This is a genomic window from Cupriavidus sp. H18C2 (genome assembly GCF_049393795.1).
Lineage (GTDB): Bacteria > Pseudomonadota > Gammaproteobacteria > Burkholderiales > Burkholderiaceae > Cupriavidus > Cupriavidus pauculus_C.
Window position 1 is genome coordinate 2,433,721 of record NZ_CP186010.1, and the last position, 15,996, is coordinate 2,449,716.

14 protein-coding genes are annotated in these 15,996 nt (G+C 66.5%); 7 read left to right on the forward strand and 7 right to left on the reverse strand.

Annotated elements, in window-relative coordinates:
• Window positions 1-86: 86 nt before the first annotated feature.
• The 5 genes from EPAKOI_RS10935 to EPAKOI_RS10955 all read right to left on the reverse strand — a co-directional run bounded on the left by EPAKOI_RS10935 (window position 87) and on the right by EPAKOI_RS10955 (window position 4,602).
• Window positions 87-788, reverse strand: a complete 702-nt coding sequence (locus EPAKOI_RS10935; RefSeq protein WP_019449065.1) for a succinate dehydrogenase iron-sulfur subunit — start codon at window positions 786-788, stop codon at window positions 87-89.
• Between the two features lie 30 nt (window positions 789-818).
• Entirely contained in the window at window positions 819-2,597 is a 1,779-nt protein-coding gene (gene sdhA, locus EPAKOI_RS10940; protein ID WP_124683766.1) for a succinate dehydrogenase flavoprotein subunit, read from the reverse strand.
• Window positions 2,598-2,600: 3 nt separating this feature from the next.
• Window positions 2,601-2,966, reverse strand: coding sequence for a succinate dehydrogenase, hydrophobic membrane anchor protein (gene sdhD / locus EPAKOI_RS10945; protein WP_124683765.1), 366 nt, complete (start codon window positions 2,964-2,966; stop codon window positions 2,601-2,603).
• A 12-nt stretch (window positions 2,967-2,978) separates the two neighbouring features.
• Complete coding sequence (gene sdhC, locus EPAKOI_RS10950) at window positions 2,979-3,389, reverse strand: succinate dehydrogenase, cytochrome b556 subunit (RefSeq protein WP_124683764.1); 411 nt, start codon at window positions 3,387-3,389, stop codon at window positions 2,979-2,981.
• A gap of 373 nt (window positions 3,390-3,762) precedes the next feature.
• The gene (locus EPAKOI_RS10955; RefSeq protein WP_124683763.1) at window positions 3,763-4,602 is read right to left on the reverse strand and encodes a GntR family transcriptional regulator; all 840 of its coding nucleotides are present in this window, start codon (window positions 4,600-4,602) and stop codon (window positions 3,763-3,765) included.
• 414 nt (window positions 4,603-5,016) lie between these two features.
• Between EPAKOI_RS10955 and EPAKOI_RS10960 the strand changes: the two genes are divergently transcribed.
• The 6 genes from EPAKOI_RS10960 to EPAKOI_RS10985 all read left to right on the forward strand — a co-directional run bounded on the left by EPAKOI_RS10960 (window position 5,017) and on the right by EPAKOI_RS10985 (window position 12,463).
• Window positions 5,017-6,000, forward strand: coding sequence for a malate dehydrogenase (locus tag EPAKOI_RS10960; protein WP_423192195.1), 984 nt, complete (start codon window positions 5,017-5,019; stop codon window positions 5,998-6,000).
• A gap of 126 nt (window positions 6,001-6,126) precedes the next feature.
• Window positions 6,127-7,107: an HpcH/HpaI aldolase/citrate lyase family protein gene (locus tag EPAKOI_RS10965; RefSeq protein ID WP_423192196.1), complete on the forward strand. Its 981-nt coding sequence runs from the start codon at window positions 6,127-6,129 to the stop codon at window positions 7,105-7,107.
• A gap of 267 nt (window positions 7,108-7,374) precedes the next feature.
• Window positions 7,375-7,929, forward strand: a complete 555-nt coding sequence (locus tag EPAKOI_RS10970; RefSeq protein ID WP_124683760.1) for a hypothetical protein — start codon at window positions 7,375-7,377, stop codon at window positions 7,927-7,929.
• Window positions 7,930-8,135: 206 nt separating this feature from the next.
• Window positions 8,136-10,841: an aconitate hydratase AcnA gene (acnA, locus tag EPAKOI_RS10975; RefSeq protein WP_124683759.1), complete on the forward strand. Its 2,706-nt coding sequence runs from the start codon at window positions 8,136-8,138 to the stop codon at window positions 10,839-10,841.
• 182 nt (window positions 10,842-11,023) lie between these two features.
• Complete coding sequence (locus EPAKOI_RS10980; protein ID WP_301337463.1) at window positions 11,024-11,158, forward strand: hypothetical protein; 135 nt, start codon at window positions 11,024-11,026, stop codon at window positions 11,156-11,158.
• Between the two features lie 102 nt (window positions 11,159-11,260).
• Window positions 11,261-12,463, forward strand: a complete 1,203-nt coding sequence (locus EPAKOI_RS10985) for a DUF2863 family protein (protein WP_124683758.1) — start codon at window positions 11,261-11,263, stop codon at window positions 12,461-12,463.
• Between the two features lie 49 nt (window positions 12,464-12,512).
• On the opposite strand, the gene trmB is transcribed toward EPAKOI_RS10985, so the two are convergent.
• A complete protein-coding gene (gene trmB / locus EPAKOI_RS10990) occupies window positions 12,513-13,184 on the reverse strand; it encodes a tRNA (guanine(46)-N(7))-methyltransferase TrmB (RefSeq protein ID WP_423192197.1) in 672 nt (223 codons plus the stop codon).
• 123 nt (window positions 13,185-13,307) lie between these two features.
• Between trmB and EPAKOI_RS10995 the strand changes: the two genes are divergently transcribed.
• Window positions 13,308-14,894, forward strand: coding sequence for an ABC transporter substrate-binding protein (locus tag EPAKOI_RS10995; RefSeq protein ID WP_423192198.1), 1,587 nt, complete (start codon window positions 13,308-13,310; stop codon window positions 14,892-14,894).
• A 195-nt stretch (window positions 14,895-15,089) separates the two neighbouring features.
• Here the strand turns inward: EPAKOI_RS10995 and EPAKOI_RS11000 are convergent, their stop codons facing one another.
• Window positions 15,090-15,971: a spermidine synthase gene (locus tag EPAKOI_RS11000; protein WP_313835037.1), complete on the reverse strand. Its 882-nt coding sequence runs from the start codon at window positions 15,969-15,971 to the stop codon at window positions 15,090-15,092.
• Between the last annotated feature and the right edge of the window lie 25 nt (window positions 15,972-15,996).

Genomic DNA, 15,996 nt, shown 5'->3' on the forward strand with positions numbered 1-15,996 from the left:
CGGGCTGACGCGCCGCTTACATCAACTGCAGACTGCCTGACTGTCCGCATGCTGCACGGACGCATCAGGCAGTTTATACCGGCCGATTAAACAGCGCGGCGAACCATCAGTTCCTTGATCTTGCCAATCGCCTTGGTCGGATTGAGGCCCTTCGGGCACACGTCGACGCAGTTCATGATGCTGTGGCAGCGGAACAGGCGGTACGGGTCGTTCAGGTTGTCCAGGCGCTCGCCGGTGGCCTGGTCGCGGCTGTCCGCGATGAAGCGGTAGGCTTGCAGCAGGCCGGCCGGGCCGACGAACTTGTCCGGGTTCCACCAGAACGACGGGCACGACGTGGAGCAGCTTGCGCAGAGAATGCACTCGTACAGGCCGTCCAGCTCGTCACGTTCCTGAGGCGACTGCAGGCGTTCCTTCTCGGGCGGCGGCTCGTCGTTGATCAGGAACGGCTTGATCGAGTGGTACTGCTTGAAGAAGTTCGTCATGTCGACGATCAGGTCGCGCACCACCGGCAGGCCGGGCAGCGGACGCAGCACGATGCGGTCCGGCAGCTCGCGCATGTTCGTCAGGCAGGCCAGGCCGTTCTTGCCGTTGATGTTCATCGCGTCCGAGCCGCACACGCCTTCGCGGCACGACCGGCGGAACGAGATCGTCTCGTCCAGCTTCTTCAGCTTGACCAGCGCGTCCAGCAGCATGCGCTCGTGACCGTCGAGCTCGACCTCGTAGGTCTGCATGCGGGGGGCTGCGTCCTTGTCCGGATCGTAGCGGTAGACTTCAAAAATACGCTTCATTTCTGTGGGTCCTGTTTTCTCTGGCGCCGCTTAGAAAGTACGGGCCTTCGGCGGCACCGATTCCACCGTCAGCGGTTGCATCTTGACCGGCTTGTAGTCCAGGCGGTTGCCTTCGCTGTAGAACAGCGTGTGCTTGAGCCAGTTGTCGTCGTCGCGGTTCGGGAAGTCGCTGTGGGCGTGGGCACCGCGCGATTCCTTGCGGGCAGCGGCCGAGATCATCGTCGCCTTGGCCACTTCCACCAGGTTGGCCACTTCCAGGGCTTCCACCAGCGCGGTGTTGAAGACCTTGGACTTGTCCTTCAGGTGGATGTTGTCGGCACGCTCGGCCACTTCCAGGATGCGCTCGACACCTTCGTCCATCAGCTTCTGCGTACGGAACACGCCGGCATGCGACTGCATGTTGCGGCGGATGTCGTTGGCCACGTCCTGGGTGTACTCGCCCGATGTCGTCGCCTGCAGCTTGGCCAGGCGGGCCATCGCGCGGTCGGCGGCGTCGGCCGGCAGCGGCTTGTGTTCCTTCTGCTTGGTCGCGTTGGCCACGATGTGGTTGCCGGCCGCGCGGCCGAACACCACCAGGTCCAGCAGCGAGTTCGTGCCCAGGCGGTTGGCGCCGTGCACCGACACGCAGGAGCATTCGCCGATCGCGTAGAAGCCGTTGACCACTTCGTTCGGGTTGCCGTTCTTCGGCACCACGACCTGGCCGTGGAAGTTCGTCGGGATACCGCCCATCTGGTAGTGGATGGTCGGCACGACGGGGATCGGTTCCTTGATCGCGTCGACGTTGGCGAACTTCATGCCGATCTCGCGGATCGACGGCAGGCGCTTCATGATGGTCTCGGCACCGACGTGGGTCAGGTCGAGCAGCACGTAGTCGCCGTTCGGGCCGCAGCCACGGCCTTCCTTGATTTCCTGGTCCATCGAGCGCGACACGAAGTCGCGCGGCGCCAGATCCTTCAGCGTCGGGGCGTAGCGCTCCATGAAGCGCTCGCCATCCTTGTTACGCAGGATGCCGCCCTCGCCGCGCACGCCTTCCGTGATCAGCACGCCCGCGCCGGCCACGCCGGTCGGGTGGAACTGCCAGAATTCCATGTCTTCCAGCGGAATGCCGGCGCGCGCCGCCATGCCCAGGCCGTCACCGGTATTGATGAAGGCGTTGGTGGAAGCCGCGTAGATCCGGCCCGCGCCGCCCGTGGCGAACAGCGTGGTCTTGGCTTCGAGGATGTAGACCTCGCCGGTTTCCATTTCCAGCGCGGTCACGCCCAGCACGTCGCCTTCCTCGTCGCGGATCAGGTCCAGTGCCATCCATTCGACGAAGAAGTGGGTCTTGGCGCGCACGTTGCGCTGGTACAGCGTGTGCAGCAGCGCGTGGCCGGTACGGTCGGCCGCGGCGCAGGCACGCTGCACCGGCTTCTCGCCGTAGTTGGCGGTGTGGCCGCCAAACGGACGCTGGTAGATCGTGCCGTCGGCGTTACGGTCGAACGGCATGCCGAAGTGTTCGAGCTCGTACACGACCTTCGGGGCTTCCCGGCACATGAACTCGATGGCGTCCTGGTCGCCCAGCCAGTCGGAGCCCTTGATAGTGTCGTAGAAGTGATAGTGCCAGTTGTCCTCGCTCATGTTGCCGAGCGAGGCACCGATGCCTCCCTGCGCCGCCACCGTGTGCGAGCGGGTCGGGAATACCTTCGAGAGCACGGCCACGTTCAGGCCGGCTTCCGCGAGCTGGAGGGATGCGCGCATCCCGGCGCCGCCCGCCCCGACGATGACCACGTCAAATTTGCGACGCGGCAATCCAGTCTTGACTGCGACCATTTATTACACCCTCCAGAGAATCTGAGCAGCGTAGCCCGCGCAACCCACGAGCCACAGAATCGTAAGAACTTGCAGCACCAGGCGCACGGCCATGGGCTTCACGTAGTCCATCCAGATGTCGCGGATGCCGATCCAGGCATGGAACAGCAGCGACAGCACGGTCAGGAACGTCAGGAGCTTCATCCATTGGTTGGCGAAGAGACCCGACCAGCCTTCGTACGAAGGATTGCCGAAGGCGAGGTACACCCCGGCGAGCACCACGGTGAACACCACCATGATGACGGCGGTAACGCGCTGCGCAAGCCAGTCCTTGAGACCGTAGTGCGCACCGACGACAAGACGCTTGGGACCGATATTATTGTTTGCCACTTGACTCTCTCCTCAGAACAGGCCGAACAGCTTGAGCCCGAACACCAGGGTGAGCAGCAGGCTTACCACCAGCACGGCCTTGGCCGACGAGGCCGAGGCGGGCTTCGACACGCCGACGTGCACGTCGAGCAGCAGGAAGCGGATACCGGCGCAGAAGTGATGCAGGTAACCCCAGATCAGCGCCAGGATCACCAGCTTGACGAAGCCGTTGGACAGCAGGGCCGAGAACTTGGCAAAGCTCAGTTCGGACGTGACGCTCTGCTCGAACAGGTATAGAACGAAGGGAAGGAGGAGGAACATCAACGCACCGCTTACGCGATGCAGGATGGATACCTTGCCGGCCCAGGGCAACCGGTAGCGCGAGATTTGCGCGATACCGATGTTCCGGAACTCCGGCCTGGCTTGTTTGGCGGCTTCAGCCATGCGAGACCCCATTTGCGGTGAAAAGAAAACAGCAAAAGAACGACACTGCCATTACTCCCGATTGCATTGGCGCGGCACAGCGGGTACCGTGAATGCACCGTACTGCATCAAGTGGTGTGGGTGCACTGGATGCAAATGGATGCAGGGGAGCAAATCCACGTGATTTTAGCGCCTTTGTTGCGCGCCGCACCAATAATTTTCGCCTATCGCGCACCAGCGCGGCGTGCCCGACAATCGCACGCAACAACCCGCGCACCGTCCTGGCGCCCGGATATTCCGCCATTCCATTCACGACCTGCAATGGTCGGCACGCGTCCCATATACGCGACGCAATAGTCGGCGTACGGGACAGACATTCCACCGTCATGACAGGTCAGCTCAGGTCGTTCTGGTAGTAGTGGCGCGTGGTGACATACAGGCCACGGCGGACTTCCACGGGGCGGTCGCCATAGGTGAACGACACCCGCTCCACCGACAGCAGCGGCGATGCGGGCGCCACCGACAGCAGCTCCGCTGCCGTGTTATCGGCAGCGACGGCCCGGATCTTTTCCGTCGCGCGGATCATCCGCGTGCCGAATTCGGTTTCGAAGAGCGCGTACATCGGGCCCTTCCACTCGTTGAGCTTCTCGGCCGTCAGGCCCTTGAAGTTGGCGCCCAGCAGCCAGATCTCGTCCAGCACCGTGGCTTCGTTGGAAAACGTCAGCACCCGGCGGATCTGCACCACGCTGTCGCCGGTGCGGATGTCCAGCAGCCGGGCGATCTCGGCCGGCGCCCGCAGCCGCTTGCATTCAAGCACGCGGCTGGCGCCATAGTGGGGTTCACCCTCGTCGGGTACCAGGCGCAGGAAGCGGAACTTGACCACGTCCTCGTAATGGGTGGTCACGAAGGTGCCCTTGCCCTGCCGGCGCGCCACGAGGTTGTCGGCCGCCAGTTCGTCGATGGCCTTGCGCACCGTGCCCTGGCTTACCTTGTAGCGGGCGGCGAGGTCCATCTCGCTCGGGATCATCTCGCCGGGCTTCCACTCGCCGGTCTGCAGGCTCTGCATGATCAGGGCCTTGATCTGCTGGTAGAGCGGGCTGAACGTGGGCGATGGCGCGGCGGCGGCGCCCGCGGCGGGCGCGGGCGGCTGCGTCCCGGCACCGCTCTGTGGGGCGCCAGATTCCGGCGCGCCATTGGCGGCTGCGGCGGACGGGGACGTAGGCAGGGATGACATAGGCCGGATTCAACCACAAAAGCGAGAATCGCGTCCAGCGCACTATGAAATGTCTTATGTCTTATATAAGACATATGAATTGACAGCGGTCGGGACGCACCCTACACTCGCGCAAGTCCGCGCCGCCGCCCCCGCCAGGTTCCTCCCGGGCTACCCCGCCGCGGGGTGAAACCTTCGGGATGCGGCGCACCACACAGCAGTAGTAGTATTACGCCTTGTCGCCCTCGACGCCTGCCCATGGCCCGCGCGCTCCTCGTTGCCGGCCGGATGCGGGCAGCGTGGGCTGTGGCGGATGCCCGCCTGCCCCGTGGCGACACGCGAACCAGCACCCGGTGCTGCGCCGGCCCGCTCCAGACGCTGGATGGCCGGGCGCCACCGACCGGTTACCCCCTCTTTTCGTTTGGAGACTTACTCATGGCTAAAGCCCCAATGCGCGTCGCAGTGACCGGCGCCGCTGGCCAGATCGGCTATTCCCTGCTGTTCCGCATCGCCAACGGCGACATGCTCGGCAAAGACCAGCCGGTCATCCTCCAACTGCTCGACCTCCCGCAAGCCCAGGCCGCCGTCAAGGGCGTGGTGATGGAACTGGAAGACTGCGCGTTCCCGCTGCTGGCCGGCGTGGTCATCACCGACGACCCCAAGGTCGCCTTCAAGGACGCCGACGTGGCCCTGCTGGTGGGTGCCCGTCCGCGCAGCAAGGGCATGGAGCGCAAGGACCTGCTCGAAGCCAACGCCCAGATCTTCACGGTGCAGGGCAAGGCGCTGGACGAAGTGGCCAGCCGCGACGTGAAGGTGCTGGTGGTGGGCAACCCGGCCAACACCAACGCCTACATCGCCATGAAGAGCGCGCCGAACCTGAAGCGCGAGAACTTCACCGCCATGCTGCGCCTGGACCACAACCGCGCGCTGTCGCAGATCGCCGCCAAGACCGGCAGGCCGGTGTCGTCGATCGAGAAGCTGTTCGTCTGGGGCAACCACAGCCCGACGATGTACGCCGACTACCGCTACGCGACCGTCGACGGCAAGAGCGTCAAGGACATGATCAACGATCCGGTCTGGAACAACGACGTGTTCCTGCCGACCGTGGGCAAGCGCGGCGCCGCCATCATCGAGGCCCGTGGCCTGTCGTCGGCCGCCTCGGCTGCCAACGCCGCCATCGACCACGTCCGTGACTGGGTGCTGGGCTCGAACGGCAAGGTCGTGACGATGGGCATCCCGTCGAACGGCGAGTACGGCATTCCGAAGGACGTGATGTTCGGTTACCCGGTCACCACTGCCAACGGCAAGTACGAGATCGTCCAGGGTCTGGAGATCGACGCCTACAGCCAGGAAAAGATCAACATCACGCTCAAGGAACTGGAAGAAGAGCGTGCCGGCGTGCAGCATCTGCTGGGCTGACCTGTAGCGCCTGGCGCTCAGTGAAACCGGGGTCCGCATCGATCTAACAGTCGGCGCGGACCCCGGTTTTTCATTGGGCGGCCGCTTTGTCTTGACAACTTCCCCCCGCTCCATACGTCAACCACCGTGCATCCATCCGAGGTCTTGTTCCAGGGCGAAGCCGTACCGGTGCAGCTCCCCGTCTGCGACCACTATGCGGGCAGCGAAAAGCTCATGCGCAAGTCGCTGGCGCTGCAGCAGGCGTCGGGCCCCGTGTTCGACATCACGTTCGACTGCGAGGACGGCGCCGCCGTCGGGCTGGAGCGCGAGCACGCCAGCCTCTGCGCGCAACTGATCAACAGCGCCGACAACGCGCACAACCGCGTGGGCGTGCGCATCCACGACCCGGCGCACCCGTCGTGGCGCGAGGACGTGGACATCCTGGTGTCCGCCGCCGGCGCGCGGCTGGCCTACGTGGTCGTGCCGAAGGTCACCGACGTGGTCGAGGTGGCGCGCGTGACCGATCACGTGAACCAGGTGGCCCGGGCGGCCGGCATCGCCCGCCATATTCCGATCCATGTGCTGATTGAGACACATTCGGCACTGGAACAGGTGTTCGACATCGCCTCGCTGGTGCAGGTGGAATGCTTGAGTTTCGGGCTGATGGACTTCGTCTCGGCCCACCACGGCGCCATCCCGGGCGAGGCCATGCGCTCGCCGGCGCAGTTCGAGCACCCGCTGGTGCGCCGCGCGATGCTGGAGATCTCTGCCGCCTGTCACCGCCACGGCAAGGTGCCTTCCCACAATGTGAGTACCGACGTACAAACGCCCGAGCGGGCTGGCGACGACGCACGCCGGGCCCGCGCGGAGTTCGGCTACCTGCGCAAGTGGAGCATCCATCCGGGCCAGATCGAACCGATCGTGGCGGCGTTCCGCCCCACCGACGGCGAGATCGGCGCCGCCAGCCAGATCCTGCTGGCCGCCCACGAGAACAACTGGGCGCCGATCCGCCACGACGGCCAGTTGCATGACCGCGCCAGCTATCGCTATTACTGGTCGCTGCTGCAGCGCGCCCACGCCACGGGCACCCGGCTGCCCGCGCCGGCGGCCGACCTGTTCTTCGGCTGAAGCCCCGGAATGGCCTTGATCCCGCGCAACGGCCCGTCATCGCGCACATCGGCGGTTCACTTTTGCCGCCAAGTGGCCGATGACAAACCAGCCGCGCGGGATTGTGTAACCAATATCAGACGTGCTTCGCCCGCCCAGGCAAATCGTAGAGAATAGCGGCGGAAAGTTGCCGGGGCGTCCCGTGGCACCCTCGCGGAACGCCCGCCCCGGACTGTTCACTACAACGAGCCCCCTTTGACTACCCAAGCAATCCGGAAGGAAACCCACATGAAACAACTCGTGCTGGCAGCCTGCATTGGCGCCCTGACCCTGACCACCGCCGGTGCCGCCCAGGCCCAGGAACCCGCCAAGAAGCCGGCTGCCACCAAGAAGGCGCCCGCCAAGAAGTCCACCAAGAAGACCGCCGCCGCCGCGCCCGCCCCCGTCGAGCCGTCGGGCGAGAAGTGGCAGTGCGAACTGGGCCATGCCATCTGGATCAGCGGCAACATGCTGCGCGATGAAGTCATCACCGTGCACTGGGACGGCAAGAACTACCGCCTGCCGCGCCAGAGCACCGTCACCGGCGCCGACCGCTACTTCGACCAGAGCTCGGGCCTGGACCTCGTCGTGATCCCGAGCAAGGCCATGCTGTTCAACAAGAACATGGGCCAGCGCCTGGCCGACGAATGCCAGAACGCCGACATGCAGGCCGGCGGCTCGGCCCCCACGCAGGCCGGCGCGCTGCGCGCCCCGGTATCCGCCCCGCTGCTGATGGCCCCGGCCCAGCCCGCAGCCCCGGCCGAGGCCGCCCAGCCTGCTGCACAAGCCGCGCCGAAGCAGTAAAGTTTCACCTTGCCTAAACATCCGCGCGGCATGATGGGTCGCTCGCCGCGCGGAAACTGGCTGCACCGAATCGTTGTTACGGTGCGCGCCCGGGGTCTGCCGGCCGCGCCGCCAGGCACAGGCGGCGGAACCCTTTCGCGCACCGGGGTCTGAAGAACAAGTATCCAGAAACAGAGTCCGCGTCATCCCTCGATTGGAGTCAGGCAATGCCCCACAACCTCAATAACACCCTCCAGCAATTCAAGCTCGCCACCGGCGGCAGCGGCCAGTACTACTCCCTGCCCCAGCTGGGCAAGGCGCTGGGCGTGAAGGTCGAACGCCTGCCGGTGTCGATCCGCCTGGTGCTGGAATCGGTGCTGCGCAACTGCGACGGCAAGAAGGTCACCGAGGAACACGTCCGCCAGCTGGCGCACTGGCAGCCCAATGCCGACCGTGTCGACGAGATTCCGTTCGTGGTGGCGCGCGTGGTGCTGCAGGACTTCACGGGCGTGCCGCTGCTGGCCGACCTGGCCGCCATGCGCAACGTGGCCGAGAAGATGGGCAAGAACCCCAAGAAGATCGAGCCGCTGGTGCCGGTGGACCTGGTGGTCGACCACTCGGTGCAGATCGACCACTTCCGCGAGAAGAAGGCGCTGGACCTGAACATGCAGCTCGAATTCCAGCGCAACAACGAGCGCTACCAGTTCATGAAGTGGGGCATGCAGGCGTTCGACACGTTCGGCGTGGTGCAGCCCGGCTTCGGCATCGTCCACCAGGTGAACCTGGAATACCTGGCGCGCGGCGTGCACCGGAAGGACGGCGTCTACTATCCGGACACGCTCGTCGGCACCGATTCGCACACGACGATGATCAACGGCATCGGCGTGGTGGGCTGGGGCGTGGGCGGCATCGAGGCCGAGGCCGGCATGCTGGGCCAGCCCGTGTACTTCCTGACCCCCGACGTGGTCGGCGTGGAGTTGAAGGGCCGCCTGCGTGAGGGCGTGACGGCCACCGACCTGGTGCTGACGATCACCGAGATGCTGCGCCGCGAGAAGGTCGTGGGCAAGTTCGTCGAATTCTTCGGCGAAGGCACGGCCAGCCTGACCACGCCGGACCGCGCCACCATCGGCAACATGGCGCCCGAGTACGGCGCGACGATGGGCTTCTTCCCGGTCGACGAGAAGACCATCGACTATTTCCGCGGCACGGGCCGCACGGACGAGGAAATCGCCGCATTTGAGGGCTACTTCCGCGCCCAGCAGATGTTCGGCGTGCCGCAGGCCGGCGAGATCGACTACACCAAGACGCTGACGCTGGACCTGGGCACGGTGGCGCCGTCGCTGGCCGGCCCCAAGCGTCCGCAGGACCGCATCGAGATCGGCCACGTCAAGAGCACGTTCGCGTCGCTGTTCTCGAAGCCGGTGGCCGAGAACGGCTTCAACAAGGACCCGGCCGACCTGGCCAGGGAATACGTCAACGCCGACGGCGTGAAGGTACACAACGGCGACGTGCTGATCGCGGCCATCACGTCGTGCACGAACACGTCGAACCCGAGCGTGCTGCTGGCCGCCGGCCTGCTGGCCAAGAAGGCCGTGGAAGCGGGCCTGAACGTGGCGCCGCACATCAAGACGTCGCTGGCCCCGGGCAGCCGCGTGGTGACCGAGTACCTGACCGCCACCGGCCTGCTGCCCTACCTGGAAAAGCTCGGCTTCGGCGTCACGGCCTATGGCTGCACGACCTGCATCGGCAACGCCGGCGACCTGACCCAGGCGCTCAACGAGACGATCGTCGAGAACGACATCGTGGCCGCCGCCGTGCTGTCGGGCAACCGCAACTTCGAGGCCCGCATCCACCCGAACATCCGCGCCAACTTCCTGGCGTCGCCGCCGCTGGTGGTGGCCTACGCCATCGCCGGCACGGTCACGCGCGACCTGATGACCGAGCCGGTGGGCAAGGGCAAGAACGGCCGCGACATCTGGCTGGGCGATATCTGGCCGACGTCGGAAGAAATCCACGCGCTGCTCAAGTTCGCGCTGGACGCCAAGACGTTCAAGGGCAACTACGAGCAGGTCAAGAAGCCCAGCAAGCTGTGGGCCAACATCAAGGGCACGTCGGGCCAGGTGTACGACTGGCCGACGTCGACCTACATCGCCGAACCGCCCTTCTTCCAGGATTTCACGATCGAGCCGAGCGACGAGGCCGTGACGATCCGCGGCGCCCGCGCGCTGGGCATTTTTGGCGATTCGGTGACGACCGACCACATCTCGCCGGCCGGTTCGATCAAGGACACCTCGCCGGCGGGCAAGTACCTGCTGTCGCACGGCGTGCTCAAGGCCGACTTCAACAGCTACGGCTCGCGCCGCGGCAACCACGAGGTGATGATGCGCGGCACGTTTGCCAACGTCCGCATCAAGAACCTGATGATCCCGCCCAAGGGCGACGGCTCGCGCGTGGAAGGCGGCATCACGCTGCACCAGCCCACCGGCGACGAGATGTCGATCTACGACGCGGCGATGAAGTACATCGCCGAGGGCACCCCGACCGTGGTGTTCGGCGGCGAGGAGTACGGCACGGGGTCGTCGCGCGACTGGGCCGCCAAGGGCACGCAGCTGCTGGGCGTGAAGGCCGTGATCGCGCGCAGCTTCGAGCGCATCCACCGGTCCAACCTGGTGGGCATGGGCGTGCTGCCGCTGCAGTTCAAGGGTAGCGACAGCGCCCAGTCGCTGGGCATCATCGGCAACGAGACGTTCGACGTGGAAGGCATCGAAGGCGAACTGAAGCCGCAGCAGGACGTGGTGCTGGTCATCCACCGCGCCAACGGCGACACCCAGCGGGTGCCGGTGCTGCTGCGCATCGACACGCCGATCGAGGTGGACTACTACAACCACGGCGGCATCCTGCCGTTCGTGCTGCGCCAGCTTCTGGTGGCCTGACCGCGCGGCCGGCCCGGCGCCCCTCCCCTGCCACGGGGAGCGCGGCGCCGGGCGGCGGCCGGCCTTGCGGGTAATCCCCACCCCCGCGCGTAAGTTCCGCGCAAGCCTGCGCTGCCAGACTGGTCTCCACACTGGCGCGGCGTCGTCCGCCGCCCGATACCTACAAGACTGGAGACAAAACGATGGTCAAGATCCTGATCGCATTCGTCGTGATTGCCGGCGCGGCGCTGTACCTGCTCACCAAGGGCGGCGGCGACGTGTCGATGGGCGGCGAGACGCACAGCACCGAATCCCACGCCCCGGCCACGCAGAAGTAACCCGGAAAACGGCCCTCATCGGCCCACAAGGGGTTTGCGAGGACTGCGCGTGTCAACGCAGCGGTTAGAATACCGTTTTACTGAAAAACGGACGCTTTATCTATGGCAGGTTTTCGCCCCAAGTCTTCTCCCCGACTCTCGCCTGACGCCGAGCGCCTGGTGGCCGATGCACTGGCCCTGGACGCCTCGGGCAGCCGCATGGAGGACGGATACTGGGAGCGTCGGCTGTCCCAGCGGCTGTACCGGCTGCTGAAGAACGGCAGCCAGACCGCCCTCGACGCGGCGCTCGAACACCTGTTCAAGCACAATGCCGATGCGTCCGACGTGCTGGCCGAACAGGCCGAAACGCTGGCCGAATCGGCCACGATCGAGATCGACGGGGTTCGCCACGACGCCCTGCTGATCGCCGCGCCGATCCTGGCGCACACCCGCTACGCCATCCCGTCCGGCGCGCTCAAGCCCGAACTGGCCCAGACGCTGGCCGTGCACCTGCAGGCGCACGTGCTGGCCACCGGCACCCAGGTTGCCCTTTCGCCCTATCTCTACAGCATCGACCAGTTGCCGCGCAGCCACAGCGACACGTTCGCGCTGACGCACAAGCTGGCGTCGGCCGCGCTGGCCGGCACGATGCCCAAGGTGGACCTGCGCGACCTGCCCGAGACCGCGCCGATCCTGGCCGATCCGCGCTACCTGCTGGCCGTGGTGGTGGCGCCGCACGAGGGCGCGCTGTTCCGCTGGCAGGAGGACGCCAAGGAACACCACGCCGAGCGCTCGGTCTGCCTGGAGCAATGGCGCAACCAGGTGCAGCCTACCGTGGCCGTGCTGCTGCCCGGCTGCGAGTTCGAACTGCTGCTGCCGGACGCCTTCTTCCTGTCCTGCCGCGAATCGGACAAGAGCATCCGCCCGCTGACCGTGCGCGCGGCCGTGAACTACCTGTGCGGCACGCTGGACATCCCGGCCGGCCAGCTGGCCGCCGTGGTGGCCGGCTTTGGCGAGGAAGTGGTCGAGGAGTACCGCGTCGGCTTCACCATGCGCGGCGAGAAGGACGTGATCTACGGCATCGTCTGGCCGGTCTACGGCCGCGAGTCGGGCGAGGTGGACGCCGAGGAAAAGGGCAACCCGGTGGAGCAGATCTGCGAGGAACTGCGCAACGCCGGCGTCGAGGACATCTTCCGCCACGCAGCGCTGTTCGACCCGGAATACTGCGAGGATTGCGGCACGCCGCTCTATGCGGACCGTTCCGGCGAGATCGTCCACGCCGAACTGCCCGAGGACGCCCCGACGCAGCAGCCGCTGTTCCACTGACACCAGCCCCGCGTGGACCACGAAAAACCCGCCAGACCGGCGGGTTTTTTCATGGCTGCCGCACGGTCACGCAGCGCCAGAGCCCGTGCCCGGACGCGCCGTACTTGCGCTCGAACGGCGTCATGGGCGCCTGCGGCTGCCACGGCTCGGTGCTGGCTGGCCGGCCGACCAGCGTCAGTGCGGCGGCGAATTCGTCGATATAGACCTTCCAGTTACTGCGACATTCGAGATAGTCGCCGCACGCGGCCAGCGCCGGGAACACCGCATGGCCCTGCCAGCGCCGCCCCAGATGGCCGATCTTGGGCCACGGATTCGGATACAGCACGTAATGCCGCGCCACGGGCACGCCGCCCTGCTGGAGCAGGCGCCAGACGTCAACGAGGTCCGCCCGTGCCCAGTGGAAGTTGGCCGGCATGTCGGCGTCCCACCAGTCCTTGCCGGCGGTCAGGCGCTTTTCCGACTGGTCGATGCCGATCACATAATGGTCGGGGAACGCCGTGGCCAGCCGCAGCGTGCTCTCGCCGATGCCGCATCCCGCGTCGACAATCAGCGGCTGACCACCGGCCCGCTGCCAGGCGTCGATGGCCCGGTCGAACGCCTGCTGGCTCGGCGCGCCGATCGGCTTGCGAAACGGCTCGTCCAGATGGCGCCGCACGCGCGCGGCCAGATGCTCGTGGATGTCGGTCTGCGCCGACGAAATGGTGCGGGAATTGGCAAACATGGCCGCGATTGTACCGGCCCGCGCGCTGCGGCCCGGCGCCGCCCGCCCGACCAGACATGGATGTACATTTGACGGCACAATAGCGCCCATGCCTATCCCACGGACCGTACCAGGAGCCCGCCCATGATCCGCCGCACGCTGCTGCAAGCCTCGCTTTCGATGACGCTCGCCACCGCCGCGCTGACCCTGCTGCCCGCCCACGCCGCCCAGGCCGAGGACCTGCGCATCGGCCTGGCCGCCGACGTGACGTCGATGGACCCGCACTGGAACAACGCCGGGCCCAACAACGCCATCGCGCTGCACGTCTTCGAGTCGCTGGTGTTCATGGACAAGAACGCGCGCTACATGCCTGGCCTGGCGCTGTCGTGGAAGCCGGTCAACGCCACCACCTGGGAGATCAAGCTGCGCCCGAACGTGAAGTGGCACGACGGCGCGCCGTTCACGAGCGAGGACGTCAAGGCGTCGCTCGAACGGCCCGAGAAGCTGACCAACGCGCCGGGATCGTTCACCAGCTACACCAAGCCCATCGCCCGCATCGACACGCCCGACGCGCTGACCGTGCGGCTGACCATGAACGTGCCGAACTACGCCAACCTGGCCAACGACCTGAACAGCGTGCCGATCATGCCGAAAAAGGTGGCCGCCGACCTGAACCAGGCCGACTTCGATTCGGGCAAGGCGATGATCGGCACGGGCCCGTACAAGTTCGTCCGGTTCGCGCGCGGCCAGGAGATCGTGATGCAGCGCAACCCCGACTACTGGGGCCCGAAGCCAGATTTCGAGCGCGCCGTCTTCCGCATCCTGACCGACAACGGCGCGCGCACCGCCGCGCTGCTGGCCGGCGACGTGGACGTGATCGAGAGCATCCCGGCCGCCGACGTGGCCAAGATCAAGCAGGACCCGAAGTTCAAGATCGAGCAGACCACGTCGTGGCGCACGATCTTCTGGCAGATGGACCAGTCGCGCGACAACCCCCCGTTCGTCACCGACAAGGCCGGCAAGCCGCTGGGCAAGAACCCGTTCAAGGACGCCCGCGTGCGCGCCGCGATCAGCAAGGCGCTGAACCGCGACGCCATCGTCAGCCGGATCATGGAGGGGCTGGCCGTGCCGGCGTCGTCGATCGTGTCGCCGCAGATCTTCGGCCATCCCGGCACCAAGCCCGACGCCTACGACGTCGAGGGCGCGAAGAAGCTGCTGGCCCAGGCCGGCTACCCCAACGGCTTCGCGATGACGCTGCACGCCACCAACAACCGCTACCTGAACGACGCCCAGGTGGCCCAGGCCACGGCGGGCATGCTCACGCGCATCGGCATCCAGACCAAGGTCGAGACGATGCCGGTGGCCGCCTACTTCACGCGCGCCCGCCAGGGCGACTTCGCGTTCCAGATGCTGGGATGGGGATCGGCCGCCGCCGACGTGGCGCTGCGCTCCATCACCGGCACGCCAAACCCGAAGACCGGCTACGGCACGTGGAACTGGGGCAAGTACACCAACCCCCGGCTGGACCAGTTGATCGAGACCTCGCTGACCACGGTCTCCAGCGACAAGGACCGCGAGCAGAACGCCCGCACGGCCGCCAGGTTCGCGCTGGACGACCACGCCATCATCCCGTCGCACAGCCAGCTCGCCATGTGGGCCATGCGCAAGGGCATCCGGTACGAAGCCCGGACCGACGAATGGTCGCTGGCGCAGTTCTTCAGGAAGGAGTGAGGGTGCAGCCCGGCACGCGCGTCATGGTCGCTGCATGGCGCAATGCCTCCCGCCTGCCGCTGGTTCGCTCCCCTGTCCCGCCCGCCGCCGGTTTGCTCCCCTCTCCCGCAAGGCGGGAGAGGGGCTGGGGGTGAGGGCGTCGAGGCTCTGCTTGCCGACCGGCTGCAGGACTGCGGAGCCAACCAGCGCGCGACCCTAAATCACCAGCCGCCCCTCCTGCCGGGCATTCGCCGCGCGCAGCTTCCTGACCCAGTCCCTCGCCGGCAGCGTGGTCGACGCCTCGATCACGGCTGCCCTGGCCTCCAGCGTTTCCCATGACACGTCGATGGCCGGCCCGTTGAAGGCCAGCGCGATGATGTTGCCGTCGTGGACTTCGGGAAACACCAGCACGCGGTTGTCGAACGCGTCGCAGATGCGCTCGATGTTCTTCGGAAAGCTGTCGTGGTCGCCGAACAGGTTGATCGTCATCACGCCGGGCGCCTTGAGCACGCGGCGGCAGGCGCGGTAGAACGCCGTCGTGTCCAGCACCGGGCCGCGCGCGGTGGCGTCGTACAGGTCCACCTGCAGCGCGTCGATCGCGGCGGTCTGCGCGCCATCCATCACGTAGTCCCACGCGTCCTGCTCGCGCACGGTCAGCCGGGCATCGTCCTCGCGCAGGCCGAACATGCTGCGGCCGGCCACTATCACGGCCGGGTTCAGCTCGACGGCGGTGACCTTGGCCCGCGCGAAATGCCGATGGCAGAACTTGGTCAGCGCCGCGGCGCCGAGCCCGAGCTGCGCCACGTGGAAGCCGGCCGAAGCCGGCGACAGGAACAGCAGCCACGCCATCATCTGCTGGGCGTATTCCAGCTCGATGGCATCCGGCTTGCGCAGGCGCATGGCGCCCTGCACCCATTCGGTACCGAAGTGCAGGTAGCGCACGCCGTCCATCTCGGAGAACGTCACCGGCGCAAAGCGCGGCGTCATGCGTTTTTCGCCGGCATCGCGGCCGGCGGGGTGGCGGGAGGACTCACGGCTGCCGCGTGCGGGGCGGCGCGAGGCCACCGCCTCGATCGATTTGCGTTTCAGAAGCGTCATGGAGGAAAGGAAAGCGCCCAGGGCG